The sequence below is a fragment of the Streptomyces fractus genome, from assembly GCF_049844455.1.
GTDB classification, from domain to species: Bacteria; Actinomycetota; Actinomycetes; order Streptomycetales; family Streptomycetaceae; genus Streptomyces; species Streptomyces fractus.
This window is the reverse complement of sequence record NZ_JBMYHI010000002.1, coordinates 8,571,794-8,597,943: the sequence shown is the minus strand read 5'-3', so window position 1 is coordinate 8,597,943 and position 26,150 is coordinate 8,571,794. Positions and strand designations below refer to the sequence as shown.

Below are 26,150 nucleotides of genomic sequence, written 5' to 3'. Positions count from 1 at the left end.
TGGCGGGCCGGCCGAGTCGCAGTCGGCCGGCCCGCCACCGCCGCCATTGTCCCTTCCTCACCTGCCCAATGCCATGCCCCTCCCTCGTGGACCGAGGTACCCGCCATGAGCACAGACACGAGTACACCCACCGCCACGCCCACGCGGACGCTGCCCGCCCCGCCCGGGACGGACCCCGGCCTCCCCTGGCTGCCGCGCCCCGGCGCGTACGCCGCGACCGGCGACCGCTGCATCGTCGAACTCACCACGCTTCTGGGCCCGTTGGCCACCCTGCGCCGCCGCGTCACCGCCGACGAGGCGACTCTCACCGTCGCACCGTCGCCCGAAGACTGCGTGCTGGCCCTCAAGCTCACCGGTGACGCACTGGGCGGCGACGCACTCTCCTTCGTCAGTACGGCCCTCGAACCGCCGGCGAACGGCTCCCGGCTGCTCGTCCACGGTGAACTGGCCACGGCCGACCCGACCGTCCCCGGCGTCCCCGCGACGCTGCACCTGCGTGTCGTCTCCCGCACCGACGACAGCCTCCTCGTCCTCGGCACCGCCCGCGTCCCCTACCGGCACCTGCGCCGCACCACGGGCTTCGCCCTGTCCCGCATCCGCCCCGCAGACCAGCTGCGTCTGCTCGTCGCCGCGGAGTTCACATGCCCCGCCTGACCCACCGCGCCACACACCTGGCGCTCGCCACCCTGCTCAGCTCCGGCGCCGTGGTGTTCCTCCCCGTGCCCGCCGCACACGCCGCGGGCCACCAAGTCCTCATGTCGAACTACAAGTTCGGGCCCGGTACGCTCACGATCCCCGTCGGCGACAGCGTCACCTGGGTCAACCAGGACACGGCGCCGCACGACGTGAAGACCACGTCGGGCCCGGCCGCGATCCACTCACCGATGCTCGACAAGGGCGGCACCTGGACCTACACCTTCACCAAGGCGGGCTCGTACGGCTACGTGTGCACGGTGCACCCCGGGATGACCGGCGGAATCGTCGTCAAGGCCGCCGCGACGACCCGCGCACCGGCCCCCAGCACCCCGCCCCCGGCCGCCGCCCACACCCACGAGCAGCACAGCCCTGCACCCACCAGGACGGCGACCGCGAGCCCCACGCCCAGCTCGACGCCCACACCGTCCGACCACCACAGCAGCGCGGCCGTCGCGCCATCGGGCCCCGCGTCCCCCACCGCGCCGGCGGAGGCGGAGCAGACCCCCGCGACCCAGGCCGTCGGCGCCGCCCGCCCGCTCGATCCGCTGCTCGTCCTCGCCGGGATCGTCGCCGGGTGCGCCGTGCTGTGTCTGCTCCTGGTCGGCTCCCGCTCGGCGGCGGCCTCCTCCGCGCACACCCCCGAAGGGAAGTGATCACACCGCGCGGAACCGCCACCCGTGATCGACAGGGCCGATCCCGGCCCCCAGCGCGAACCCCGCCGCGATGGCCCCGGTGACGTACTCCTTCGCCCGTCGCACCGCCTCCGGCACACCATGGCCCTGGGCGAGGCCGACCGCGACGGCCGAGGCGAGGGTGCAGCCGGTGCCGTGGGTATGGGCGTTGTCGTGGCGCGGCGAGCGCAGCCAGTGCTCGTCCGTGCCGTCGGTGAGCAGGTCGACGGCTTCGCCGGGCAGGTGACCGCCCTTGATGAGCACCCAGCGGGGCCCGTACGCGAGGAGGCGCTCGGCGGCGCGCCGCATGTCGGCTTCCGCGGTGGCCGCCTCGACGGCGACGCCGGTGAGTTCGGCGACCTCGTCGAGGTTGGGGGTGACCACCGTCGCCACCGGCAGCAGCCGGTCCCGTACGGCGTCGATGGCGTCGTCGGCGAGCAGCCGGTCGCCGTGCTTGGAGACACTGACGGGGTCCACGACGACGGGGGCCGGTGCCTCGGCCAGCAGCTCGGCGACCGTGACGACCATGTCGGGGTCGGCGAGCATGCCCGTCTTGAGCGCCTGCACACCGATGTCGTCGACGACGCTGCGGTACTGGGCGCGCACGGCCTCCAGCGGGAGACTCCAAGCGCCTTGCACACCAAGGGAGTTCTGTGCCGTCACGGCGGTGAGCACGCTCATGCCGTGCGCCCCGAGGGCGAGCATGGTCTTGAGGTCGGCCTGGATCCCGGCGCCTCCGCCGGAGTCGGATCCGGCGATGGTCAGCACGCGGGGCGGCGCGGGCGCGGGCGGTGTCTCGGTCATGCGGAGACGTCCTTTCGGACAAGGGGACGGGTACGTGGGTGGGGGCCGCTCGACCAGGCGTCGGCGTAGGAGCGGGCGGCGGCGCGGGGGTCGTCCGCGGCGCAGATGCCGGACACGACGGCGGCTCCTGCCGCGCCCGCGGCCCGCAGGTGCGGCAGGTCCGCGGGGGTGACGCCGCCGATGGCCACGGCGGGCAGCGCGCTCAGCCGGGCCAGTGCGGCGAAGCCGTCGCGGCCGAGTGGCTCGGGGGCGTCGGCCTTGGTGCGGGTGGCGTGCAGGGCGCCGATGCCGACGTGGTCGACGCGGGCCGTGGACGTCGCGGCGGCGTGCAGCTCGTGGGCGGTGGCGGCGCTCAGGCCCAACACGGCGTCGTCGCCGATGAGTTGACGTACGGCGGTCGCGGGCAGGTCGGACTGGCCCACGTGGACGCCCGTGACGCGTGCGCCGCTCGCCCGCGCGGCGAGGAACACGTCGACCCGATCGTTGACCATCAGCGCGACGTGCTCGGGCAGGACCTCGGCGACGTCAAGGACGGTTCGCAGGAACTCCCCTCCGCTCGCGTGCTTCTCCCGGACCTGTACGGCGGTGACGCCTCCGGCCACGGCCTGCGCGACGGTCTCGGCCACGGTGCGGCCGCGGGCCGCGCACTGGGCGGGGTCGGTGACCAGATACACCGACAAGTCGGCTATAGCGTCCGTCGGTTGAGGACGCGCCGTCGAGCGTGCCGTCCCATCTGCTGTCCTACGTGCCGTCATGACACGTCCGCCCGCTTCGCGAGGTCCTCCGGGGTGAGCGCCGCGAGCGCGTCCAGGAAGCCGACGGCGAAGCTGCCGGGGCCGGACGCGGTGCGCGCCGCGGACTCGGCGGCGACCGTGTACGCGGTGGTGGCGGCGACGGTCGTCGCGAACCGGTCCTCGTCCACCGCGGCGAACGCGGCCATCACCGCGCCCAGCGCGCACCCACCGCCGGTCACGCGGGTCAGCAGCGCGTCCCCGTTGGCGATCCGGGCGCCGCGCGTGCCGTCGGTGACGAAGTCCACGGGCCCGGACACGGCGACCACGCCACCCGCCGTGCGCGCGAGTTCCGCCGCCGCGTCCTCGGCGTCGTCGACGCCGTGGGAGGCGTCCACGCCCCGGCCGCCGCCGCCCGCGCCCGCGAGCGCGATGATCTCGGAGGCGTTGCCGCGGATCACCGTCGGCCGCAGCGCGAGCAGGTCGGCGGCGAGCGCCGTGCGCACGGGCAGCGCGCCGACGGCCACCGGGTCGAGCACCCAGGGCGTGCCCGCCTCTGCGGCGGCCCGCGCCGCCTCGGGCATCGCGGAGCGCTGCTCGGCGCGCGGGGTGCCGAGGTTGACCAGTACGCCCGAGGCCACGCGGGCGAAGGGTCCCGCCTCGTCCGGGATGTCGACCATGGCGGGCGCGGCGCCCACCGCGAGCAGGACATTGGCGGTGAACCCGGTGACGACCGCGTTCGTCAGGCACTGCACCAGCGGTGCTTCGCGCTGTACGCGCCCGAGCGCCTGCGCCGCGAAGGCGACGAGGTCGGGGTGGCCGGTGGAGGTGTGGGGCATGGGGTCGCTCCAAGTACGGGGGTGCCGTGGTTCGTTGCGTGCTTGTTCGCAGCGGTCTGGGTCACTGGGTTCTTGTGGGGATGTCAGCCGCGTCGTCGCAGCCGCAGTGGCGCGTACACGGCGGCGGCCACGAGGAACGCCACGTAGTACGACACGTCCGCGCCGTGCAGGGCGTCGGCCACCGGACCCACGTACAGGCTGGTGTCCATGAACGGGACCGCTGCCGCGAAGGCCGCGGTGAAGGCCAGCAGGGCGGGCCAGGCGGGCTGTCGCCGCTCGCGCTCGGCGGCGAGGTCGAGCGGTGCGCCCTCCCGCCGCCTGGCCCGCGCGCGCCAGTCGACGAGGACGATGGCCACGAAGCCGGGGATCCAGTAGCCGACGAACAGCAGCACGTTCTGGAAGCGTGCCGTGGTGTCCGCCGCGTGCATCCACAGCACGAGCGGGAAGCCGAGCGCTGCGGCGAGGGCGGCGGCCAGCGGGCGCGGGATGCGCACTCCGACGGTCTGCAGGGCGAGCGAGCCGCTGTAGTCGTTCATGGCGTTGCTGCACAGCGCGGCCAGCGCCACGGCGAGCAGCCCGAACGCGCCGACCGCTCCCCCGCCGAGGATCTTGTCGACCCCCGCCGCCGTCTGGTCGGTGAGCACGGAGGCGCCCCACAGCCCGAGCGCCTGCACGGCCACGAAGGACACCAGCAGGCCGAGCAGCGTGTACCAGAACATGCGGGTACGGGAGGTAGCGGCGGGCAGGTAGCGGCTGAAGTCGCTGGCGTACGGCGCCCAGGACAGGCTGAGGCTCAGCGCGACTGTGCTGGTCAGGATGAACGCGCCGGCGCGGTCGGCCCCGTGCACGGAGCCGTGGGCGGCCGGGTGCACGCCGTCGAGCAGCCGCCAGGCGATCAGTGTGAACGCGGCGCCGAGCACGAAGGTCATGACGATCTGGAGCCGGTGGATGGCCTCGTAGCCGAAGACGCCGAGCAGGCCCTGGGCGAGCAGCATGACGAGGACGCCGGCCCAGAACGGCCAGCCGAACAGCCGGGCCAGCGCGTCACCGCCGAACAGGCCGATCAGCGCGTCCCACGCGATGGACGACAGCCATTGCAGCACTCCCGGCAGCACGACGCCCCGCCCGAACGCGAGCCCGGCCAGCGGCAGTTGCCCCGCCCCGGTCCTGCTCCCCCACGTCCCCAGGTACGCGGTCGGCACCGCGCCGACCAGGGTGCCGAGCACGACGGCGGCGAGCGCCGTGGCGAAGTCGAGTCCGAGCGCGATGCCGACGGTGCCGGTGAAGACGCCGGTCATGGTCAGGTTCGGGGCGAACCACACGGTGAACAGGCGTCCGGCGCCGCCGTAGCGGTTGCCCTCGGGGACCGGTTCGATGCCGTGCCCCTCGATGCCGAGGTCGCCGGGTGCCGCGGGCATCCGCCCGTCGAAGGCGCCGCCTTCGCGGTCGGCAGGCAGGCCGCTGGAAACATGCGCCACAGGCATGAGACATCCCTCCGCCAGTACGAACTGGTTCAGGTTCGACGGGTGTGATCTCAGCCCTCGGGTGGGGCACCCCGTGTCCGGTACGGCGGCCAGCGTAACGCGGCGGCGGGCGAGATCGCGCGGGCGGGTTCCGGATCCGTCGCGTCCGCCCGTACCTCATCCGTCGTGTCCGCCCCTACCTCGCGCGCTACAGGGACGGCAACGCGGAGCTCTGTGTCCGCTGGCCGACATCCGTCGGTTTCGCGGCGCCACGACGCGTACCCACCGCGTGACCTCGGGGCCGGCACCCGCTCGGGCACACCGGGAAAACCGGCCGAGATCCATCGGTCCCCGGCAAACACCGCGCGGCCTTGATCATCGCATCGAGCGAATGTCGCCGACTTCGCTTGGCCCGGCGGCCGAGGCGGACCTTACGGTGATGCTGGACCTGGACGCATTCCTTCCAAATTCTCCGCATTTCCTTCTTTCGACCCGTTGTTACCGGCATGCGGGCTTTCGCCCGACCAAGGAGAGCTCACCCGATGACAGTCGACTCGACCACCCCGGACACCGCGGCGGCCCCGCCCAAGCAGACCAGCCTCGGCACGGCGGCCGCCCGCAACCTCGCCACCACCACCAAGTCCGCCCCGCAGATGCAGGAGATCACCTCGCGGTGGCTGCTGCGCATGCTGCCCTGGGTGGAGACCAAGGGCGGCGTCTACCGGGTCAACCGCCGCCTGACCTACACCGTCGGCGACGGAACCATCGAGTTCATCCAGGACGGCTCCGACGTCCGCGTGATCCCCCGCGAACTCGGTGAACTGGCCCTGCTGCGCGGCTTCGACGACGTCGACGTACTGACCGCCCTCGCCGACCGGTGCGAGCAGCGCGACTTCCGGGCCGGCGAGACGCTGGTCGAGCGCGGGGCGCCCGCGGACCGCCTCCACCTCATCGCCCACGGACGTATCAGCCAGTTCTCCGAGGGCGGCTACGGCGACGAGGTCGCGCTCGACGTGCTCGCCGACGGCGACCGCTTCGGGGACAACGCGCTGCTCGACGAGGACGCCCGTTGGGAGCAGACCGCGGTCGCCGAGACGGCGGGCACCCTGCTCACCCTGTCGCGCGCCGACTTCGCGGCCGTGCTGTCCGCGGCGCCGCCCCTCCAGGCGCACGTCGAGGAGTTCAAGTCGCTCGCGGGCCGGGGCCAGAACCACCGCGGCGAGGCGGAGATCCCGATGTCCGCGGGGCACGTGGGCGAGCACGAGCTGCCCGGCGCGTTCGTCGACTACGAGGCGAAACCGCGCGAGTACGAGCTCTCGGCCGCCCAGACGATCCTGCGGGTCCACACCAGGGTCGCCGACCTCTACAACGAGCCGATGAACCAGACCAAGGAGCAACTACGGCTCACCATCGAGGCGTTGCGCGAGCGTCAGGAGCACGAGCTGGTCAACAACCGGGAGTTCGGCCTGCTCCACAACGCCGACTTCAAGCAGCGCCTCCAGCCGCACGCGGGCCCGCCCACTCCGGACGACCTGGACGAGCTGCTCTGCCGCCGCCGCGGCTCGAAGTTCTTTCTGGCGCACCCCCGCACGATCGCGGCGATGGGGCGCGAGTTCAACGCGCGTGGCCTGTATCCCGACCACGTCGACCTCGGCGGCCAGCAGGTGCCGGCCTGGCGCGGGGTGCCGATCCTGCCCTGCAACAAGATCCCGGTCACCAAGGAGCGGACCAGCTCGATCCTCTGCATGCGTACCGGCCAGGACAACCAGGGCGTCATCGGCCTGCACCAGACCGGTCTGCCGGACGAGTACGAACCGGGGCTCTCGGTCCGGTTCATGGGCGTCGACGAGCAGGCCATCACCAAGTACCTCGTCAGCACCTACTACTCCGCCGCGATCCTCGTGCCGGACGCGGTCGGTGTGCTGGAGAACGTGCAGATCGGCCGCTGGCCCAGCAGGTAGCGGGACAGGACCGAAGTCACCCACCCCACCGAGGAGCCCTCAAGGAGACATGCATGCCCCCGCCTGAGCCGACACCTCCTCAGTCGAGCCTGCCCGAGGCGGCCTCCCGCTTCGGGGCGCAGGTCCTGGCCGACGCCGCGGCGCGCGCCCGTGACATCGGCGCCGTGACAGGCGGCCCGCCCCGCGTGCCGTCGCCGGCCGCCGAGGCGCCCGCGGCCGAGGCTCCCGCGGTCGAGGTGCCGGCGCCCGAAGTCCCGGCCGCGGGCGCCGACTTGGAGCGGCTGCTGCGCGGGCCCAGCGGCCTTGGCACGGCGGGCCTGCGCCTCACCCTGCGGGAGGAGCCGCCCGCGCCGGCGGGCCCGGCACCGGCGGCGGGCGCGGCCGCGAAGGGCCGGCCCGTTCCCGGCCTGTACCACCACCCGGCGCCCGACCCCGATCCCGTACGGGTCGAGGAGGTCAGCCGCAGGATCAAGGACTGGGCGCTGGACGAGGTCGACCTGTACCCCGACGACTGGGAGGAGGAGTTCGACGGATTCTCCGTGGGCAGCTACATGGTCGGCTGCCACCCCGACGCACCCACCGTCGACCACGTCATGATCGCCACCCGGCTGATGGTGGCGGAGAACGCGCTGGACGACTGCTACTGCGAGGACCACGGGGGCTCGCCGGTGGGCCTCGGCTCACGGCTCCTGCTCGCGCACACCACACTCGACCCGCTGTACACGACGCGGGAGTACGAGCCGCAGTGGGCGGACTCGCTGCACGCGGACGCACCCCGGCGCGCCTACCGCTCGGCCATGGAGTACTTCGTCCAGGCGAGCAGCGCCTCGCAGGCCGACCGCTACCGGCACGACATGGCCCGCCTTCACATGGGCTACCTCGCCGAGGCCGCCTGGTCCGAGCACGACCACGTACCCGAGGTGTGGGAGTACCTGGCGATGCGCCAGTTCAACAACTTCCGCCCCTGCCCGACCATCACCGACACCGTCGGCGGCTACGAACTGCCGGCGGACCTGCACGCCCGACCGGACATGCAGAAGGTCATCGCGCTCGCGGGGAACGCGACGACCATCGTCAACGACCTGTACTCGTACACGAAGGAACTCGACGCTCCCGGGCGGCACTTGAACCTGCCGGTCGTGATCGCGGAACGCGAGGACCTGTCCGACAAGGAGGCCTACCTCAAGTCGGTCGAGGTCCACAACGAACTCATGCACGCCTTCGAGACAGAGGCCGCGGCCCTGGCCGCCGCCTGCCCGCTCCCGAACGTCCAGCGCTTCCTGCGGGGCGTCGCGGCGTGGGTCGACGGCAACCACCAATGGCACCAGAACAACACCTACCGCTACAGCCTGCCCGACTTCTGGTAAGAGATAGGACTCATCAGTGACCAGCACCGAACTCACCGCCACGGCCCCCGGCACCTCCCCGTACATCCCTGAACCGGCCACGCCGTACCAGGGGGACATCGCCCGCTACTGGGACGGCGAGGCCCGGCCGGTCAATCTGCGGCTCGGCGATGTCGACGGTCTGTACCACCACCACTACGGCATCGGCGCGGTCGACCACACCGCGCTCGGTGACGGAGCGGGGGACGCGAGCGAGCAGAAGCTGATCGCGGAACTGCACCGCCTGGAGTCGGCCCAGGCCGCGTACCTGCTCGGACACCTCGGTGACATCGGGCGTGACGACACCCTGGTCGACGCCGGCTGCGGCCGCGGCGGCTCGATGGTGATGGCGCACCAGCGCTTCGGAAGCAGGGTCGAGGGGGTCACGCTCTCGGCCAAGCAGGCCGACTTCGCGAACGGTCGGGCCGAGGAACTCGGCATCCAGGACCATGTCAGGGCGCGCGTGTGCAACATGCTGGACATGCCGTTCGAGACCGGGCAGATCTCGGCGTCGTGGAACAACGAGTCGACCATGTACGTCGACCTGCACGACCTGTTCGCCGAGCACTCCCGCGTCCTGGAGGTCGGTGGCCGCTATGTGACCATCACCGGCTGCTGGAACCCGCGGTACGGGCAGCCCTCGAAGTGGGTGTCCCAGATCAACGCGCACTTCGAGTGCAACATCCACTCGCGCCGTGAGTACCTCCGCGCGATGGCCGACAACCGCCTGGTGCCGCAGACCGTCATCGACCTGACCCCCGACACCCTCCCCTACTGGGAGCTGCGGGCCACGTCGTCGCTTGTCACGGGCATCGAGGACGCGTTCATCAACTCGTACAGGGACGGCTCGTTCCAGTACGTGCTGATCGCGGCGGACCGCGTCTGACCGTAAGCCGACGACCGGGGAGGGGCCGTTCCGGAACGGCCCCTCCCCTTCGGCGTCGCCCGGCGTGCGCACTTGTGCCATGATCCACCGACGGCGGCCGGCCCTGGGGAGGGACCGGCCGCCCCAGAATCGGCACGGCACAAGGGGAGTTCAGCAGTGAATTCGGGTGGGGATCACAGCGGTTCGTCGCTGTCCGACGAGGATTGGGAGCGCTTCCTCCAGGAGTCCGAGGACGGCGTACGGGGCGCGCCCAAGGAGCCGTCGGCGCGCGCCCGCATGGTGACGCGCCGCTTGCGGGAGGAGGGCGCCGGGCCCGAGCCGTGGCGCTCGCACCAGCCGCCCCGGCCGCGCCGCCGCACGGGCCGGTACGTGCTCGGCCTGCTGGCGGCGCTGGCCCTGCTTGTGGTGGCGTTCGACCCCGGGCTGGTGACGGACCGGTTCGGCGGTGGCTCCGACGAGGCGACCCCGCTCGCCGCGGAGACCGCCCGCCCCACGGCGCCGCCGCCTGGCGGGTCGGCCGCGCGCCCCACGGTGGACGAGCCGTTCAGGGGCTCGCCCGCCGCACGCTGGGCCTCCGGGACGGCCGGGATCACCCTGCCCGCGGCCCGGGCCACCGGCTGGATGAGCGAGGCGCAGGTCGCCCGGTCCCTCGAACGCTCCCGGGACTTCCTCACCGCGTCCAGCCTCGACCCCGGGGTGCTGCGCGGCGAACACCCCGCCGAGGCCATCGCCCTCATCAACCCCCGCCAGCCGAAGGAACGCTCCTTCCTGGACAGGTCGCTGACCGCGCCGAGCGAGAAGTACAACCCGCTGGTGCTGTTCAGCCGCTTCGACACGGCGAAGGTGCGACTGGTCGGCGACGTCGTCAAGACGCGTGGCCGCATCACCTACGGCGAGGGCGAGAAGGGGGCGTTGGAGGTCACCACCGACGTCACGTACGTGTACCCGGTGATGAGCGCGGAGTCGGGCAGCGACCGGGTCACGCGCGTCGTCGTCCGCCGCGAGGTGGTCATGAACTGGCCCGACCCGACGAAGGTGCTCACGGAGCCGGGCACCTTCTCGGTCATCTCGAACCGCGTGAACACCACCAACGCCGGCTGCGAGACGTACACCGGCTACCTCACCCCGTCCTTCACCGACGACCGCGACTCCGGCGACGGCCCGGTGGTGGACCCGTACGACCGGAGCACGGCGATGGACGAGCGGATGAGCGGCGCGGGGGACGACAAGTGCGGGACCGCGACGCGGTCGTGAGGCGGGGTCGGCGTGCCTGACGCTGTGTCGGGCGGGGCGCGGTCGGCGCACTCCTCGTGTCGCGGCCGCACCCGTCACTCCACCGTTCAGCGGGCCCAGCGCAGGACGAACGGGTCGCGGGCGCGGGCCAGTTCGAGGAGGCCCGCACGGGTCTCCGGGGACACCGGGCCGAACGGGGCACGGGTGCGCTCGGAGCCGATGATCCCGCCCTCGGCCATCAGGATCTTCTGCGCGCGCAGCCCGCACTGCCGGTTCTCGAAGTGGATCAGTGGCATCAGGGCCTCCCACGCGGCGTTGGCACCCGCCCGGTCCCCGGCCCGGTACTGCCGTACGATCCGGCCGAGTTCACCGGGAACCATCGCGCTGCACATGGTGCCGACCGCTCCCGCGTCGAGGTCCGGGATGAGGGTGATGGACTCCTCTCCGTCGAACGGGCCGGGAAGGGCGTCGCCGAGCTTGGATATCAGCGTCCGCAGCTTGTCCGCCGCGCCCGGCACCTCGATCTTGGCGTGGGTCACCTGCGGGACCCGGGTCACCAGGTCGTAGAAGAGGTCCACCGGCAGCGGGGTGGTGGAGAGCGGCGCGTCCTGCACCATGATCGGGATGTCGACGGCGTCGGCCACCGCGGCGAAGAAGTCGACCACCGCCGGCCTCGGCACCGCCATGGTGGCTCCGAAGAACGGCGGCATGACCATCACCATCGCGGCGCCCAACTGCTGTGCGCGGCGGCTGCGTTCGGCCGTGACGCGCGTGCTGTAGTGGCTGGTCGTCACGATGACCGGAACCCGCCCGGCGACACGCTCCAGGACCGTACGGGCGACGAGGTCGCGTTCGTCGTCGGTCAGTGAGAACTGCTCGGAGTAGTTCGCCAGCACGCACATCCCGTCGACGCCGCTGTCGACCAGGTAGTCGGCCACCCGGGCGGTGCCGTCCAGGTCGAGGGTCTCGTCGGCGTGAAAGACGGTGGGAACGACGGGAACCACACCGGTCAGTGAAGTGGTCGGGGACGGTGTGCTCATGACGGTCAACTCCTTGTGTTGATCGGTTGGTTCGGGACCCGCATCGCGGGCGGAGGCTCAGGGCAGGATGCGGCGCAGCCCCAGCGTCGCCAGCAGGGCCACGAAGCAGACTCCGATCAGCAGGATCAGTCCGCTCACCGCGGAGCCCGTACGGTCCACGATGACGCCGATGCCCATGGGGCCGAGGCCGCCGCCGAGGTTGCCCACGGCGTTGACGGTGGCGATGGCGGCCGCGGCTGCCGCGCCCGCGAGGAAGCGCGGGATCGTCGTCCACACCATCGGCTGTGACGCGGTACTGCCCACCGCTCCCGCGGTGACGCCGATCATCTGGAGGAGGGGTGAGTCGACGCTGGCGGTCAGCGTGAATCCAGCGACGGCGAGTCCGAGCAGGGCCGCGATCCAGCCGAGCGGGGTGCCGCGGCGCCGGGCCATCATCGGGACGATCACCAGGCTCGCGGCGACCACCACGAACGGGGCCGCGGAGATCACCCCGACCGCGCCGCCGGACAGGTGCCCGAACCCGCTGACGATCGTCGGCAGCCAGAAGCCGAGCCCGTACGTGGCCAGGGTGAAGCAGAGGTAGAAGCCGGCCAGCGCGAGAACCCGGCGGTCGCGCAGGGCGGCCAGCGGGTGCGCCGACTGCGGCCCGGCGGCCTCGGCCTCCAGCGCCAACTGCCCTGAGAGCCAGTCCTTTTCGTCGGGCCGGAGCCAGGAGACCCGCTCCGGCGAGTCGGGCAGGCAGCGCAGCACGAGCGGCACCGCGAGGAGGGCCGGTATCCCGGTGACCACGAAGATCCACTGCCAGCCCTGGAGTCCGCCCGCGCCGTCCAGGCCGTCCAGCACTCCGAGCGCGGGGTTGCCGATGATGTTCGCCAGCGGCTGGGCCAGCATGAACACCCCGATCGCCGCCGTGCGCCGGGACGAGGGGAACCACTTGGACAGGTAGTAGAGAACCCCCGGATAGAAGCCGGCCTCGGCCGCGCCCAACAGGAAGCGGCCGAGGTAGAACTGCCATCGACTGTCCACCAGTGCCGTGAGCATCGTGACGGCGCCCCAGCTGAACATGATCCGGGCGATCCAGCGACGCGCGCCGAACCGGTGCAGGGCGAGGTTGCTGGGCACTTCGAGCAGCGCGTAGGCCACGAAGAAGACGACCTGGCCGAGCGTGAACGCCGTCGCCGACATCCGGAACTCGGACTGCATGGTCAGCGCCGCGAAGCTGATGTTCTGCCGGTCCAGGAACGCGATGACGTACAGCCCGCACAGCAGCGGCAGCAGCCGCCAGGAGATCTTGCGCAGACTGCTGTGCGCGACGTCGTCCGTGGTGGTGGGCACGGTCAGGGATGGTTGGGCCACGTTGCCCTCCGATGCGTATGCATTCGAGATTTCGAACAGCGTTCGACAGGTTGGCGAGCGGACACTATGGGCGGGCCGCGGGGTTGTCAATGATCTTGTAGCGGATCCACCTCAACCCGCCCTGAGCTGACGCGACATGAACGACCGCCGGCCCGCCCCGACCCTTGACGCTGATCTTCGCGAGTGCTCACAATGACGGCCGCCCCGGGGCTGATCATCCGCACGCAGTGTTTCCTGCCCGCGACGCCCATGAACCGCGCCTGCTCGAGGCCACGTCATCCGCACGGCCTGACCAGGGACCGACTTCCCCGCCGGCTCCGCATGGCGCCGCGGCTCACTCACGCGTCCACGTACGCCACCGCCCGTATCTCGACGCGCATGTCCTCGGTCGCGAGGCGGGGGTAGATCAGCAGTGAAGCGTACGAGCGCTCGTCGAGGAGTCTGGGGGCGTGCTTGGCGAGCCAGGCGTCGCGGGTGGTCATGTACGTGAGCCGTTCCGCCGGGTCGGCCACGTACTGGTCGAGCTGGACGATGTCGTCCATCGTGGCACCCGCGTCGGCGAGGAGTTCCTGTACGCGGTCGAGCAGCACGGTGGTCTGGGCGGCGATGCCGTGGACCTGGCGGCCCGTCCGGTCGGTGACACCGTCGATTCCGCTGAGGAAGACGAAGTCCGCCGCCGCGGCTCCGCGCCCCCAGGGCTGGACGGTGTCGCCGTAGGTCAGGGGGCCGAGGTTGCGTTTGGGCATGTCACTTGCCTTTCTCGGTGCCCCTGTTGGTGTCAGGGACGTTCTGGACCATCAGGATGCGGACCTGCTCGGGGGCCGAGACGGCGCGCCAGCGGTGCGGGGTGCCGCCGGGGTAGGTGAGGCTGTCCCCCTGGGTCAGGAGGTGCAGGCGGGGACCGTCGGGGTAACCCAGGTCGACTTCGATCTCACCGCCGACGACGTAGAGGAATTCGTCGCCCGCGTGGTCGTAGTACTCCTTGAAGTCAGGTGTGCAGCCGGTGAATTCGACCGGGTGCACGGCGAGGCCGCCGGCGCCGAGCATCCTGGCGGTGCCCGCGGGTGTGGCGACCGGGGGGCCTTCTCCGCTGCGTACGAGGTGGGACCCGCCCTCGGGGGGTGGTCCCGGTGGGGCGAGGAGGGCCTGTTGGGTGGTGCCGAGGGCGTGGGCGATGCGCTGGAGCGACTGCATGCTGGGGCGGGCCAGACCGCGTTCCAGTTGACTCAAGAACGGGTGGGACAGCGAGGCCCGTTCGGCGAGCTGGACCAGCGTCAGGGACTGCCCCTTTCGCAACCTCCTTACGGTGGAGCCCAGTTCGATGCGCAGGGCGGTGTCGGGACTCGGATCTCGCCCAGCGCCCCTCTCGTCACGTGCTCCTTGCGGCGGCATGGTGGCTCTCCTGCTTCTCCGTGGGCGCCTTAACTCCGTGGAAATGTACGGCCCTTACGGTCGATGTTCATGACGTCAACATTCTAAGCATGAGCCTGTCGTTGCCACTTCTTCCGCGAGGAGTTCGCCATGCGCCCAACGCCGAGACCGGACCCAAGGCCGGGACCGAGTCCAAGACCGTCGGGGGTCGGTACGATCCGCAACGCCCTGCTCGCCGACGGCTCCGTGGTCGATCTGCGAATCGCGGGCGGACTTGTGGCGGCCGTGGCCGCGTCCGGCCAATTGCCTTCAACCGATGGCGAGTTGGACCTGTCCGGCCATCTCCTGCTCACCGCACCCGCCGAACCGCACGCCCATCTGGACAAGTCCGGGACCTGGGATCTTGCCGCGGCACCCCCATGTGACCTGCCGGGGGCGGTCGACGCCTGGCGCCGCTACGCCGAGGCCGTCACCGAACAGGACGTCCTGACCCGGGCCCGGCGCACGGCCGAGGAACTGACGGCCAACGGCGCGACCGTCATACGCACCCACGCCGACATCCTCCCGGGAGCCGACCCCCTGCGCGGCATCCGCGCCCTGGTCCACCTGCGCGCGGAGCTGCGGGGCCGGGCCGAGCTCCAGATAGCCGTCCTGCACAGTGGCGCACCCGAGCAACTGCTCGCCGATGCGGTGCACATGGGGGCCGACCTGCTGGGCGGCTGCCCGCACCTGTCCGCGGACCCGGCATCACTCGTCGAACAGATGCTGATCCTCGCCGAGCGGCTCGGCGTGAGCATCGATCTGCACGCCGACGAGCATCTTCGGCCCGGGGCAAGCGACTTGGCACTCATGACGGACGCCGTCCGCCGGCTGCGCTTCCCCCGCCGGGTCACGGCTTCGCACTGCAGCAGCCTGGGTGTCACCGAACCGATGGAGGCGGCGCGGATCGCCAAGGAGGCGGCGCAGAGTGGCATCGGCGTGGTGACGCTGCCACTGACCAACCTGTATCTGCAGGGGCGCGAGCACCCGTCGTCCACGCCACGCGGCCTGACCGCCGTGCGCGCGCTGCTCGACGCGGGGGTCTCGCTCGCCGCCGGGGGCGACAACGTACGCGACCCGTTCAACCCCGTGGGACGCGCCGACCCGCTGGAGACAGCGGCGCTCCTGGTGACGGCGGGGCATGTCACCGTCGAGGAGGCGGTGCGCGCCGTGACGGCCGGGGCCCGGGACGTCCTCGGGCTGCCACCGGCCGGCCCGTACGAGGGGGCGGTCGCCGACCTGCTCGCCGTACGCGCCGATTCACTGTCGCAGGCGCTCGGGGCCGCGTACGCGGATCGCATCGTGTTCAAGGCCGGCCGTGTCGTCAGTCGCACAACAGTGGTGCGGGAGAGCGCAGTTGGAGCCGATGGTGACCTCCGCGTCACGGCGCCGAAACAATGAATGTTCACGCTATCAACATCTGGCCCACCGGCGATTCCCGGCTGTTCGGGATGGAGGAAGCATGACGGCGACTCTGGAGACGACGGCTCTGCGCCTCGACGGCGTGGAGAAGCGCTTCGAGAACGGCACCACGGCACTCACCGACGTACAACTCACGGTGAATCAGGGGGACTTCGTCGCCGTTGTCGGCCCTTCCGGCTGCGGCAAGTCCACCCTGCTGCGACTCGCCTCCGGCTTGGAGACACCGACGGCCGGCGCGGTGCGCACGGCGGGTGATCCGGTGGGGTACGTCTTCCAGGACGCCACCCTGCTGCCCTGGCGCAGCGTCCTCGCCAATGTCGAACTCCCCGGGGAACTGGGCGGGTTGAGCAAGCCGGAACGCCGCGAGCGGGCCATGGAGGCCATCCGGCTCGTGGGCCTCGGCGGGGCCGAGAAGCAGCTGCCGGGGCAGCTGTCCGGCGGCATGCGGATGCGGGTCTCGCTGGCGCGGGCGCTGATGATGCGCCCCTCGCTCCATCTGTTCGACGAGCCTTTCGGCGCCCTCGACGAGATCACCAGGCTGCGCATGCAGGAGGAGTTGCAGCGGATCTTCGCCGAGACGGGATTCGCGGGGCTCTTCATCACCCACTCGGTCCCGGAGGCCGTCTTCCTCGCCACCCGGGTCCTGGTCATGTCGCAGCGGCCCGGCCGGATCGTCGCCGAGTTCGATGTGCCGTTCGCCCACCCACGCCCGCCCGAGCTGCGCTACGACTCCCGGTTCTCCCGGATCGCGGGCGAGGTCTCGGCGGCCCTGCGAGGAGGAATCCAGTGAGTACGCAGACCGCGCCGGCAGAGCCCCTCGACGCCCAGGAAGCACCCGCCCCGCCCTCCGTCACCGCGGCGAAGTCGGGCCGCCGGCAGGTGCTCGTGCTGGCGCCGCTCGCGTCCCTCGCCGTCTTCCTCGGCATCTGGTACGCCGTCAGCTACCTGATGCTCACCCCCGCACGACGCTTCCTCGTGCCGCCGCCGCACCAGGTCCTGAGCGTGGCCTTCCTCGACTGGACCCGCCTCCAGCCGATGCTCACCGCTCTCTGGCTCACCGCGCAGGTGGCCCTGGTCGGCCTCCTCATCGCGAGCGTCCTGGGCGTGGGCGCGGCCGTCCTGATGAGCCGGGCCACCTGGCTGGAGCGCTCCCTGTACCCGTACGCGGTCGTCCTGCAGACCGTGCCGATCCTCGCGATCGTGCCGCTGATCGGGCTCTGGTTCGGGTTCGGCTTCACCAGCCGAGTGGTGGTCTGTGTCCTCATCGCGCTCTTCCCGATGATCGCCAACACGCTGTTCGGGCTTCAGTCCGTGGACCGCGCCCACCACGACCTGTTCACGCTGCAACGGGCCGGGCGCTGGGACCGGCTGCGCAAGCTGGAGATCCCCTCCGCGCTGCCCGCGATCTTCACCGGGCTGCGTACCTCGTCCGGGCTCGCGGTGATCGGCGCGATCGTCGGCGACATGTTCTTCAAGCAGGGCAGCCCCGGCATCGGCACCCTGCTCGACGTCTTCCGCTCCCGGCTTCAGTCCGAGGAGCTGTTCGCGTCGATCATCCTGGCCTCGCTCTTCGGCGTCGTCGTCTTCGCCGTGTTCACGCTTGCCGGGCGGCTCGCCGTCGGCTCCTGGCACGCGTCCGCGGGCGACCGCTGAGCGGCGCGGCCCTCCCCCTCCCGTCTCGGAGCCTCTCTTGCCACTCACCGCCAAACGCCGCGCCCTCACGGGCATTTCCTCCGCAATCATCCTGCTTTCCGCCACCGCCTGCGGTGCCGGAACCGACACGGGCTCCGCCGCGAACCTCAAGGACGCCCCCTCCCCACAGCGCCTCGCCGGCGTCTGTCCGAAGAAGGTCGTCGTGCAGACGGACTGGGAGCCGGAGGCCGAACACGGGCCGCTCTACAACCTCGTGGGCCCCGGCTACACCATCGACACCGACAAGAAGCGCGTCACCGGACCGCTCGTCTCCGGCGGCAAGGACACGGGCGTGGACATCGAGATCCGCGCGGGCGGCTCCGCGATCGGCTACCAGAGCGTGACGTCCCAGCTCTACCTCGACAAGGACATCATGCTGGCGACCGTCACCAGCGACGACGCCATCGAGGCGGCCGCCAAGCGCCCGGTCACCGCGGTCGCGGCCCTCATGAAGAAGAGCCCGCAGATCCTGATGTGGGACCCGGCGAGCCATCCCACGTGGCATTCGGTCGCCGACATCCACAAGAGCGACGCGAAGGTCGTCTACGCCGACGGCAATCTCTTCATGCCGCTGCTCCTCGACAAGAAGATGGTCAAGAAGAGTCAGGTGGACGGGAGTTACGACGGCGCGCCCGCCCGCTTCGTGTCCGACCCCAGCATCGTGCAGCAGGGCTTCGCGACCGCCGAACCGTACATCTACGAACACGAGATCTCGGCCTGGAAGAAGCCGGTGAAGTACCAGCTCCTCGCCGACGTTGGCTACAACGTCTACCCCCAGGCCATCTCCGTGCGCAGTGCCGATCTCGGCAAGCGCGCCGCCTGCCTGAAGAAGCTCGTCCCCGTCATCCAGCGCTCGGCGGCCGACTTCGCCGCGCACCCGGACCGGGCCGTCGACCTCGTCGCCGACCTGGCCACGCAGTACAACACCGGCTGGGTGTACAGCAAGCAGACCGGCCAGTACGCCGCCCGACAGTTGATCAAACTCAAGCTTCTCGACGAGGAGTCGGACGGCAGCATCGGCAGTTTCGACATGAAACGGGTCGACAGGATTCGCGGCACGTTCGCGCCGCTGCTCACCAAGAACGGGGTGAAGGTCCCCGCCGGGCTCACGTCCGAGGATCTGGCCACCAATCGGTTCATCGACTCATCGATCGGGATGCACCATGACTGACGTCCTCACGACCACGCCCAGCCCCCAACGGACCGCCGCCATCGGGGAGTTCACCGCGGCGGTCACTCACCTCCTCGGCGACCGTGGAGTCGTACGCGACGAGCCGACCCTGACGAAGGCCTCACGGGACTGGGCACACCTGTCCCCGATCCTCGCGGCGAAGCTGCCCGGCGGGCGCGCCGAAGTGGTGGTGCGACCGGAGCGGCACGAGCAGATTTCCGGGATCGTCGCCTTGGCACACCGCCACCGCGTGCCCCTGACCGCACGCGGCAAGGGAACGGGGAACTACGGGCAGGCGATCCCGCTCAATGGCGGCGCGGTACTGGACCTGACCGGCTGCAACCGCGTCCTCGAAGTCGGCGACGGCTGGATCAGGGTGGAGGCCGGCGCCCGGATGTCGGCCCTCGAGGCGCAGGCCAGACGGCACGGGCAGGAGCTGTGGATGTTCCCCTCCACGGTGGGCTCGACCATCGGCGGCTTCCTGGCCGGCGGCAACGGCGGCACCGGCTCGCTCGTGCACCGCACCACGACAGGAGGGTTCGTGAAGGACCTGACGGTGGTGCCCTGCACCGACACCGCGCGGCCCTTCACACTTCACGGCGAGGACGCGCTGCCCTACCTCCACGCCTACGGGACCTCGGGCGTCCTGGCCGCGGCGACCGTGCGGCTGCAACCCGCCCGCGAGTGGACCGGATTCTTCTCGGCGTTCGACGACTGGTCCGCCGCGACAGCCGCCCTCGCGGACCTCGTGGCGCTCGAACCCCCGCCCCGTCTGGTGTCGTTGGACGAGGCGGGCCTGGTCGCCACCTTCCCTCCTGCCGACGGTCTCGACCCGGCCGCCCTGAGCCTGCGCGCCATCATCGAGGCGGACGCCGAGCCCGCCGCGCGCGCGATCATCGACCGGCACGGTGGGCGCGTCCTGGACGTCCGCCCCGCCCCGCACGGGCCCGGCAGGCTGACCTCGCTCTCCTTCAACCACCCGACGTACCACCTGATGAAGGCCCACGACGGCTACTTCCACCTGGAGGTCTCCGGCGAGGCCCTGCTCGGCGACCCCACCGCCATCCGGCGGGTCTTCCCCGGCACACTCCTGCACCTGGAGGGCATGCGCACCGGCACCGTCGGGATACTCATGGCGCGCTACGAGGACGCGCACACCGTGTACGAGGGCATCAACTCGCTTGCCGTGTTGGGTGTTTCGGTCCACGACCCGCACAACTGGTTCGTCGACCGCCGCGTCGACCTCGTCCGCGACACGGCCCGCACCACCGACCCGCTCGGCCTCCTCAACCCCGGCCACCTGCCGCCCGCCACGAAGTCCTGACCCGGCAACTCCCCCCGCACGGAAGGAGAACGCCCATGGCGTTCACCCGCTTCGCCGAACTCGCGGCCCCGGCCGTCGAACAACTCCCGGACGACACCGTCGCCGTACTCCCCGTCGGCGCGATCGAGCAGCACGGCGCCCATCTCCCGGTCGCCACAGACCACTTGATCGCCGAGGCCGTCGCGGAGGGCGCGGCACAGGCGGCGGGCGAGGAGTGCGACATCACGCTCCTGCCCTCGCTCGCGTACACCAAGTCCAATGAACACGCCTGGTCCGCAGGGACGTTGTGGATCGGCCCGACGACGCTGCTCGCCGTGCTCGACGACATCGGCCGCTCACTCGCGGCGGGCCCGGTGCGCCGCCTGGCCTTCCTGAACGCGCACGGCGGCAACAGCGCCCTGCTCGGCGTGGCTCTGCGCGAACTCCGTGTGCGGCACGGCCTGCACACCTTCCTGCTGCACGCCTCGCTCCCGGTCGACCAGGGCGGCACCTCACCCGAGTCCGAACTCGGGCTCGGGGTGCACGGCGGCCTGAACGAGACATCCGCGATGCTCCACCTCCGCCCGGACCTGGTCGACCTGACCCGCGCGAAGCGCAGCGTCCCCGAACACCTCACGGCCTACGAGCACATCGGCTTCGGCAAGGCCGTCTCCTTCGGCTGGACCAGCGACGACTTCGGCACGGGCGACGGCGTGGTCGGCGACCCGACGGGAGCGGACGCCGCACTGGGCCGCAAACTCATCGAGGCAGCCGTCGCACGAGGAGCCGCGGCGCTGCGCGAGTGCGCACGCTTCCATCCCGGCCCGGCGCGCGAAGACACATGACACCAGCCGGAGGGACCGGACCGCCCGTCCTCAGGTGTCGAGCAGCGCGGGCACGATGATGTCCTCGCTGGTCAACAGGCGCCTGGAGAGGCCCTGTTCGTAGTGGTACCGCAGGAACGTGTCGACGACCTTGCGATTCGCGCCGAGACCGTACGGCCACCAGTCCTCGCCCAGCAGCGCCCGGTTCTCCTCGAAGTGGCTGCTGAACCAGGGTGTGATGACGCTCATGTGCTGCTTCAGCGCGCCCTGGCGGTACTTCTGCTGGGCGATGTCCTTGGCCTCGCAGAAGGCACGGTAGATCGAGGTCATCAGCTCGTCCTGCGTGGCCAGTTCCCGGGGGACCACGACGACGTGCATGGCGGGGAAGATTCCGGTGCGCCGGTAGTAGTCGCGCTCCACGGCCTCGTAGTCGGGGAAGAGGCGGGCGATCCTCGTCGAGCCGGCGATCAGCGACCGGGGAACGTCGACGGAGATGAGCGCGTCGATCTCGCCTGACTCGAGCATCGCGCCGAGGCTCTCCCCCTCGGCGGCGTGCCGCACATCCACGCCCTCCGGCACGGGCTGCGGAACCCAGTCGAAGGCGGGAAGGGGATGATCGGTACCCCCGATGACCCAACGGGACCGGTCGGGAGTCAAGCCGTACTCGTCGGAGAAGATCCCCTTCATCCATACGCCAGGGTCGTGCCCGTACATCGCGAACTCGCCGATCGTCCGGCCCGCGAGGTCCTGCGGCTTCTCGATCCCGGCCGCGGTGTTCACGAAGACGGACGAGTGCCGGAAGTTGCGGTTCGGGAAGATCGGCAGCGCGAGGAACGGGGATTCCTCCAGGTCGAAGGTGCGCAGGAAGTAGGTCAGGCCGTACTCGGCGACGTCGTAACGTCCCTCGACGGCGCGCCGGAAGATGTCCGAGACCAGCGGGGCCGTCTCGAAGGTGGCGTCCACGCCGTCGATCGGGACGCGGCCGTCGAGCAGCGCCTCGGTGTGCTCGTAGGCATAGGTCGCGACGCGTAGTTCCGTCTTCATGCCCGCACCCAACAGGGCCCCTCCACTCTCAAGAACCCGAGGACCCTCCACTCATCAGGGATCCCCGCTTCCGTGAATGAGCTTTCACTATTAAAGTAGGCCGCGACCGGACGCCGGTCAAGGTAAATGCTCGTTCACGTTGAAGGGGTCAGCCATGCCGCGCCTCACACCGGAGCGCCGCGAGGCCAAGCGTGCGGAGATCGTGGCGGCGGCACGCCGTTGCTTCTCACGCGACGGTTTCCACCAGACGTCGATGCCCGACATCGCCGCGGAGGCCGGTGTCTCGCAGGGCGCCCCGTACCGGTACTTCGAGAGCAAGGACGAGATCATCCTCGCCATCGCCGGGGACGCCTTCCGCCTGATCTTCGCCCCGGTCGAGCGGCTGGCCGCCGAGGCCGACTCCGCTTCCGTCGCCGAGCTGACCGCCGCCGCGCTCGACGCACTCTCCGCGGACACGGTCCGCGACGCCGCGGGCCACGACGTACCCGTCGACGAACTGCTGCGCTGCGCCGTGCAGACCTGGTCGGAAATGCTGCGCAACGACGCGGTACGGTCCCCGGCCGTCGCCGGCTTCACCTCGGTGCACCGCGGCATCGCCGAAGCCATCGAGCGCGGCCAGGCGGCCGGCGCCGTCCCGCCGACCGTCCGGCCCGATCACGGCGCACGCGTGGTGATGGGCCTGCTGCACGGATTCCTGCTCCAGCGGGTGGCCTTCGGCCTGACCGACACCGCGCAATACAACGCCGACATCGGGGCGTTGCTGCAGCAGCCTCACCAGGCTCCTGCGGAAGCGCCGCGGCCGGGCACGCCTGCTGTGACCAACTGACCGTTTCTACTGGGCGATTGCCTCGTCCGCCAGAACCGCCAGCTGTCACCTGTTCTCGCAGGCCCTGAGTTTGAACTCCGCTGTGGAGACGGTGACTGCGGTTTCCTCGCCGGCGTGCACGACCTTGTCGTACCGGACGTGTCCCGGGGTGACCCGGTGCCGGTCGGCCAGGGTGAAGGAGACGTCCGTCGCTGACCACGAGTTGTCCTTGGTCCAACCGTAAAGGTCGTAGGTGGTCCTGGCGTTGAACGGAGCGGGAGATCCGGTCGCGGTCCAGCCGGCAGCAGGAGAGTCGAGGGGCCATGTGGTGAGGCCCGGTGCGAGGGGGCGGTCGGCGGTCCACGAACGAATCGTCACCGTCTTGTTGGTGCCCGGCCTGTCCACGTAGACGGTCGCGCCGTCGATGTGATGTCCGCAGACCATCATGACGCCGAGCAGCTGGCCATCGGCGGTCACGGAGATGCCGGCGAGCCCATCGACGGGAACGGTGCATCCTGAGGTCGCGGCCAGGGCCAGGCCGACCGCGAGAACACCGAAGCCCCGGATCACCGGCCGTGAAGTGGTCAACCGCATGGTGAGCCCCCCTACCCTCAGCCCGCTTGGGCCCCTGTCCCGGATGGCCGGGGAGCGAGCGACGCGGATGCGGCCGCCTTCGATCACCGGTGTGGGGGGACAGAACATCAGGCGGTGGCCGCAGGACAGAGTGTAGAGGCCCACACGCTGGCAGCACACGGTCAAGGCTCTGTTGGGTTGCTCCGCAGGACGGTTCACCCGAGCCGAACCACGTTGGCGGGCACGGGAGTTCATGCTCAGCCTCTCGTCGGCCCTTGGGTGACGCTGCGCAGGTTCAACTGCCAGGAGACGCCGAAGCGGTCGTTCACCCAGCCGAACTTGGCGCTGAAGCCGTACGACCCCAGCGGCATGAGTTCCGTCCCCTGCGCGGCGAGTGCCTCGTAGAGGCGGTCGAGCTCGGCTTCGGTGTCGCACTCGACGAACAGCGACATCGCCGGGGTGAACCCGAAGGCGTGCTTGACATGGCTGTCGATGCACATGAACTGCTGCCCGGCGAGCGAGAAGGTGGCGCGCACCACCGTGCCCTCCTCCCCTGGGCCGTCGGCTCCGTAACGGGAGATGTCGATGACCCTCGCGTCCTCGAACAGAGACGTGTAAAAGGTCAGAGCCTCCTCCGCGTCGCCCTCGAACATGAGAAACGTGGTGATCTTCTGCGGCACCGAAGCCATACGGCTGCCCTCCCGGTACTGACGTCAGTTCATTGAGGGCAACACGCTAGAGCCTGCCTCTGACACGAGGACGCAGGTCGGTGACGCCACACTCCGTCAACGAGCTGAGGGATCGCCGTCGGCACGGTCCGGCAGGAGTTGCGCCGCGAGTGACCGTGCCGTGGCGGTGAGGGTGGTCGTGTCCATCCCGGTGCGGCCCATGAACACGATGCCTTGTTGCGCGGCCAGGAGGGCCCGCGCCAGTTCAATCGGCTCCGCGTCGGCCGACACGTCGCCCTCGCGTTGGGCGCGGGCGACACAGTCGGCGATCAGCGCGGTGGACGTCTCGTAGGTGCGGTGGGCGTGGGCGAGGACCTCCGGATCGGCGTTGCCGAGTTCGCAGGTGCTGTTGGCCATCAGGCAGCCACGCCGCGTACCGGTCGGGTCGCCGATCGGGGCTTCGAGGAGCATGCGGAGGGCGTCCACCGCGCGTGGTGCCTCGTCGAGGGCATCCCGAAGGTGGCCATGACTGTCGTCGGTGTAGCCCTGCAACGCCCGAAGGAAGAGCTGGCGCTTGTCGCCGAACGCCGCATAGAGGCTGCCTTTGCCGAGCCCGCTGACCCGCATCAGGTCTTCCAGCGAGGTCGCGGCGTACCCGGCGTCCCAGAACTGCTCCCGGACGGCATTCAGTACTTGCTTCTCGTCGAACGCTCGTGGTCGTGCCATGTCCACCACGATACGCATTCTTGACCGCATGGTCCACTATCCTTATGGTGGACCGTGCGGTCAAGAACTCCGCCGTGCGTCACGCCCGGAGTACGTCGCACGTCGCACTTCGCGCCGAGGGAAGCAGGAAGACATGGGAAAGCTGGACAACAAGGTCGCGATCGTGACCGGCGGATCGCGGGGAATCGGGGCGGCGACGGCGCTGGCGCTGGCCGACGAAGGAGCCGATGTCGCGATCAGCTACTCGTCCTCGGCGGATCGCGCCAAGGCCGTGGTCGCCGATCTGGAGGCGAAGGGAGTGCGCGCGGCGGCTTTCCAGGCCGACCAGGCGGACGCGTCGCAGGCTGCGGGCCTGATCCACAGCGTGGCCCAGCACTTCGGAAGACTCGACATCCTGGTCAACAACGCGGGGTTCACCGCCGCCGCCCCCATTGACAGCGAACTCGCCGACGAGGCCGTTTTCGACCGCCAACTCGCCATCAACTACACCAGCGTGGTGGCCGCGATCCGGGCGGCGTTCCCGCTCCTGCCCGAAGGCGGGCGGATCGTGAGTATCAGCTCGGGCGTGGGAACGCGGGTGGGTTTCACCGGGATGACCGACTACGCGGGCTCCAAGTCCGCCCTCGAGGGCTACAGCCGGGGCGCCGCCCGCGATCTGGCCCACCGGGGCATCACGGTCAACGTCATCCAGCCCGGGTTCATCGACACCGACATGAACCCCGCCGACGGCCCCGCCGCCCCCATGTTCCTCCCGACGACGGCGATGGGCCGGCACGGCAGGCCGGAGGAGATCGCCGCGGGCGTCGTCTTCCTCGCCAGCCCGCAGGCCTCCTACATCACCGGCGCGGTGCTCGCGATCGACGGCGGGTACGGGGCGTAGGGCGAGTAGCCGATGGTGGGCGGCGGGCATCGGGAGCCAAGGCCGGGGCAGGCTCAGTCCTGCACCTACTGCTCTGCTACCGCGCTCCTACTGCTCCTCGACGATGCTCTTCAGGACGCCCGTCGCCCCCATGCCGTTGGGCCAGCCCGCGTAGAACGCCAAGTGCAGCAGTGCCTCCTGGAGCTCCTCGTCGGTGACGCCGTTTTGGCGCGCGAAGCCGAGGTGGAACTTCAGCTGGTCCAGCTTCCCGAGCGCGGTCAGCGCGGCGATGGTGACAAGGCTGCGGTCGCGCTTGGACAGTCCCTCGCGCTCCCAGACCTCGTCGAAGAGGACCCGGTCGGTGTAATGGACCATCCCCGGCGCGAAGTCACCGAAGGCGTTCTTCCCGCCGCTCCAGCCGGTGCCCGTGTTCTCAGCCATGTTCTCTCCCTGTCCGCGCCGACATCCGCCGAGCGCTTTCTCTGCGTGCAGTGCCAATGACACCGCCGCACGTGCCGGTCGAGGGAGTCCCCGACGAGGGGCGTACTGGCAGGGCATCCCTCAGGCATCCCTCACAGCGGCTTCGCG

At 70.7% G+C, this 26,150-nt stretch carries 27 protein-coding genes and 1 riboswitch; of the genes, 14 read left to right on the top strand and 13 right to left on the bottom strand.

Translation table 11 applies throughout. The features are described 5' to 3' along the window. Window positions 1-105: 105 nt before the first annotated feature. Window positions 106-654, top strand: a complete 549-nt coding sequence (locus ACP4E5_RS41155; protein WP_425838743.1) for a hypothetical protein — start codon at window positions 106-108, stop codon at window positions 652-654. Further along, window positions 642-1,349, top strand: a complete 708-nt coding sequence (locus tag ACP4E5_RS41150; protein ID WP_425838740.1) for a cupredoxin domain-containing protein — start codon at window positions 642-644, stop codon at window positions 1,347-1,349. Before ACP4E5_RS41155 ends, ACP4E5_RS41150 begins: the two co-directional genes overlap by 13 nt. Here ACP4E5_RS41150 and thiD read toward each other — a convergent pair whose 3' ends face one another. The 4 genes from thiD to ACP4E5_RS41130 all read right to left on the bottom strand — a co-directional run bounded on the left by thiD (window position 1,350) and on the right by ACP4E5_RS41130 (window position 5,225). Next, window positions 1,350-2,171, bottom strand: coding sequence for a bifunctional hydroxymethylpyrimidine kinase/phosphomethylpyrimidine kinase (gene thiD, locus ACP4E5_RS41145; RefSeq protein ID WP_425838737.1), 822 nt, complete (start codon window positions 2,169-2,171; stop codon window positions 1,350-1,352). It abuts the gene before it with no gap. Continuing rightward, window positions 2,168-2,845, bottom strand: coding sequence for a thiamine phosphate synthase (gene thiE / locus ACP4E5_RS41140; RefSeq protein ID WP_425842041.1), 678 nt, complete (start codon window positions 2,843-2,845; stop codon window positions 2,168-2,170). The genes thiD and thiE overlap by 4 nt, the downstream gene beginning before the upstream one ends. 77 nt (window positions 2,846-2,922) lie before the next feature. After that, a complete protein-coding gene (thiM, locus tag ACP4E5_RS41135) occupies window positions 2,923-3,741 on the bottom strand; it encodes a hydroxyethylthiazole kinase (protein ID WP_425838734.1) in 819 nt (272 codons plus the stop codon). Window positions 3,742-3,824: 83 nt separating this feature from the next. Then, window positions 3,825-5,225, bottom strand: a complete 1,401-nt coding sequence (locus tag ACP4E5_RS41130) for a purine-cytosine permease family protein (protein WP_425838731.1) — start codon at window positions 5,223-5,225, stop codon at window positions 3,825-3,827. Beyond that, window positions 5,215-5,309: riboswitch (TPP riboswitch) on the bottom strand. (Overlaps the previous gene by 11 nt.) 437 nt (window positions 5,310-5,746) lie before the next feature. On the opposite strand from ACP4E5_RS41130, the gene ACP4E5_RS41125 reads away from it, so the two are divergent. The 4 genes from ACP4E5_RS41125 to ACP4E5_RS41110 all read left to right on the top strand — a co-directional run bounded on the left by ACP4E5_RS41125 (window position 5,747) and on the right by ACP4E5_RS41110 (window position 10,690). After that, window positions 5,747-7,165, top strand: a complete 1,419-nt coding sequence (locus ACP4E5_RS41125) for a family 2B encapsulin nanocompartment shell protein (RefSeq protein WP_425838728.1) — start codon at window positions 5,747-5,749, stop codon at window positions 7,163-7,165. Window positions 7,166-7,218: 53 nt separating this feature from the next. Continuing rightward, window positions 7,219-8,532, top strand: coding sequence for a family 2 encapsulin nanocompartment cargo protein terpene cyclase (locus tag ACP4E5_RS41120; protein WP_425838724.1), 1,314 nt, complete (start codon window positions 7,219-7,221; stop codon window positions 8,530-8,532). Window positions 8,533-8,548: 16 nt separating this feature from the next. Beyond that, window positions 8,549-9,436 (top strand): geranyl diphosphate 2-C-methyltransferase, encoded by an 888-nt coding sequence (locus ACP4E5_RS41115; RefSeq protein WP_425838721.1) that lies wholly within the window; start codon window positions 8,549-8,551, stop codon window positions 9,434-9,436. Window positions 9,437-9,592: 156 nt separating this feature from the next. Continuing rightward, window positions 9,593-10,690, top strand: a complete 1,098-nt coding sequence (locus tag ACP4E5_RS41110; protein ID WP_425838719.1) for a hypothetical protein — start codon at window positions 9,593-9,595, stop codon at window positions 10,688-10,690. A gap of 86 nt (window positions 10,691-10,776) precedes the next feature. On the opposite strand, the gene ACP4E5_RS41105 is transcribed toward ACP4E5_RS41110, so the two are convergent. The 4 genes from ACP4E5_RS41105 to ACP4E5_RS41090 all read right to left on the bottom strand — a co-directional run bounded on the left by ACP4E5_RS41105 (window position 10,777) and on the right by ACP4E5_RS41090 (window position 14,457). After that, window positions 10,777-11,709, bottom strand: coding sequence for a dihydrodipicolinate synthase family protein (locus ACP4E5_RS41105; RefSeq protein ID WP_425838716.1), 933 nt, complete (start codon window positions 11,707-11,709; stop codon window positions 10,777-10,779). A gap of 57 nt (window positions 11,710-11,766) precedes the next feature. Next, window positions 11,767-13,044: an MFS transporter gene (locus tag ACP4E5_RS41100; RefSeq protein ID WP_425838714.1), complete on the bottom strand. Its 1,278-nt coding sequence runs from the start codon at window positions 13,042-13,044 to the stop codon at window positions 11,767-11,769. Window positions 13,045-13,403: 359 nt separating this feature from the next. Further along, window positions 13,404-13,811: a RidA family protein gene (locus ACP4E5_RS41095; RefSeq protein ID WP_425838711.1), complete on the bottom strand. Its 408-nt coding sequence runs from the start codon at window positions 13,809-13,811 to the stop codon at window positions 13,404-13,406. Between the two features lies 1 nt (window position 13,812). Continuing rightward, a complete protein-coding gene (locus ACP4E5_RS41090; protein ID WP_425838708.1) occupies window positions 13,813-14,457 on the bottom strand; it encodes a helix-turn-helix domain-containing protein in 645 nt (214 codons plus the stop codon). Window positions 14,458-14,682: 225 nt separating this feature from the next. On the opposite strand from ACP4E5_RS41090, the gene ACP4E5_RS41085 reads away from it, so the two are divergent. The 6 genes from ACP4E5_RS41085 to ACP4E5_RS41060 all read left to right on the top strand — a co-directional run bounded on the left by ACP4E5_RS41085 (window position 14,683) and on the right by ACP4E5_RS41060 (window position 20,908). Next, the gene (locus ACP4E5_RS41085) at window positions 14,683-15,876 is read left to right on the top strand and encodes an amidohydrolase family protein (RefSeq protein ID WP_425838705.1); all 1,194 of its coding nucleotides are present in this window, start codon (window positions 14,683-14,685) and stop codon (window positions 15,874-15,876) included. Window positions 15,877-15,937: 61 nt separating this feature from the next. Then, a complete protein-coding gene (locus ACP4E5_RS41080) occupies window positions 15,938-16,687 on the top strand; it encodes an ABC transporter ATP-binding protein (RefSeq protein ID WP_425838702.1) in 750 nt (249 codons plus the stop codon). Beyond that, a complete protein-coding gene (locus ACP4E5_RS41075) occupies window positions 16,684-17,550 on the top strand; it encodes an ABC transporter permease (RefSeq protein ID WP_425838700.1) in 867 nt (288 codons plus the stop codon). The genes ACP4E5_RS41080 and ACP4E5_RS41075 overlap by 4 nt, the downstream gene beginning before the upstream one ends. Window positions 17,551-17,587: 37 nt before the next feature. Next, window positions 17,588-18,760: an ABC transporter substrate-binding protein gene (locus tag ACP4E5_RS41070; RefSeq protein WP_425838697.1), complete on the top strand. Its 1,173-nt coding sequence runs from the start codon at window positions 17,588-17,590 to the stop codon at window positions 18,758-18,760. Beyond that, complete coding sequence (locus tag ACP4E5_RS41065) at window positions 18,753-20,084, top strand: FAD-binding oxidoreductase (RefSeq protein WP_425838694.1); 1,332 nt, start codon at window positions 18,753-18,755, stop codon at window positions 20,082-20,084. Before ACP4E5_RS41070 ends, ACP4E5_RS41065 begins: the two co-directional genes overlap by 8 nt. Before the next feature lie 35 nt (window positions 20,085-20,119). Further along, window positions 20,120-20,908, top strand: coding sequence for a creatininase family protein (locus tag ACP4E5_RS41060; RefSeq protein ID WP_425838691.1), 789 nt, complete (start codon window positions 20,120-20,122; stop codon window positions 20,906-20,908). Window positions 20,909-20,938: 30 nt separating this feature from the next. Here the strand turns inward: ACP4E5_RS41060 and ACP4E5_RS41055 are convergent, their stop codons facing one another. Further along, on the bottom strand, window positions 20,939-21,931 hold the full coding sequence (locus tag ACP4E5_RS41055) for a substrate-binding domain-containing protein (RefSeq protein ID WP_425838688.1): 993 nt from the start codon (window positions 21,929-21,931) through the stop codon (window positions 20,939-20,941). Window positions 21,932-22,085: 154 nt separating this feature from the next. On the opposite strand from ACP4E5_RS41055, the gene ACP4E5_RS41050 reads away from it, so the two are divergent. Beyond that, window positions 22,086-22,757: a TetR/AcrR family transcriptional regulator gene (locus ACP4E5_RS41050; RefSeq protein WP_425838685.1), complete on the top strand. Its 672-nt coding sequence runs from the start codon at window positions 22,086-22,088 to the stop codon at window positions 22,755-22,757. Between the two features lie 45 nt (window positions 22,758-22,802). Here ACP4E5_RS41050 and ACP4E5_RS41045 read toward each other — a convergent pair whose 3' ends face one another. The 3 genes from ACP4E5_RS41045 to ACP4E5_RS41035 form a co-directional block, all read right to left on the bottom strand. After that, a complete protein-coding gene (locus ACP4E5_RS41045) occupies window positions 22,803-23,330 on the bottom strand; it encodes a hypothetical protein (protein ID WP_425838683.1) in 528 nt (175 codons plus the stop codon). 236 nt (window positions 23,331-23,566) lie between these two features. After that, window positions 23,567-23,998: a VOC family protein gene (locus ACP4E5_RS41040; protein WP_425838680.1), complete on the bottom strand. Its 432-nt coding sequence runs from the start codon at window positions 23,996-23,998 to the stop codon at window positions 23,567-23,569. 96 nt (window positions 23,999-24,094) lie between these two features. Next, entirely contained in the window at window positions 24,095-24,703 is a 609-nt protein-coding gene (locus ACP4E5_RS41035) for a TetR/AcrR family transcriptional regulator (protein ID WP_425838677.1), read from the bottom strand. Between the two features lie 133 nt (window positions 24,704-24,836). Between ACP4E5_RS41035 and ACP4E5_RS41030 the strand changes: the two genes are divergently transcribed. Next, window positions 24,837-25,583 carry an SDR family NAD(P)-dependent oxidoreductase gene (locus tag ACP4E5_RS41030; RefSeq protein ID WP_425838674.1) on the top strand — a complete coding sequence of 249 codons (747 nt, stop codon included), beginning with the start codon at window positions 24,837-24,839 and terminating at the stop codon, window positions 25,581-25,583. Window positions 25,584-25,670: 87 nt separating this feature from the next. Here the strand turns inward: ACP4E5_RS41030 and ACP4E5_RS41025 are convergent, their stop codons facing one another. After that, window positions 25,671-26,003, bottom strand: a complete 333-nt coding sequence (locus ACP4E5_RS41025) for a carboxymuconolactone decarboxylase family protein (RefSeq protein ID WP_425838671.1) — start codon at window positions 26,001-26,003, stop codon at window positions 25,671-25,673. Window positions 26,004-26,150: the final 147 nt, after the last annotated feature.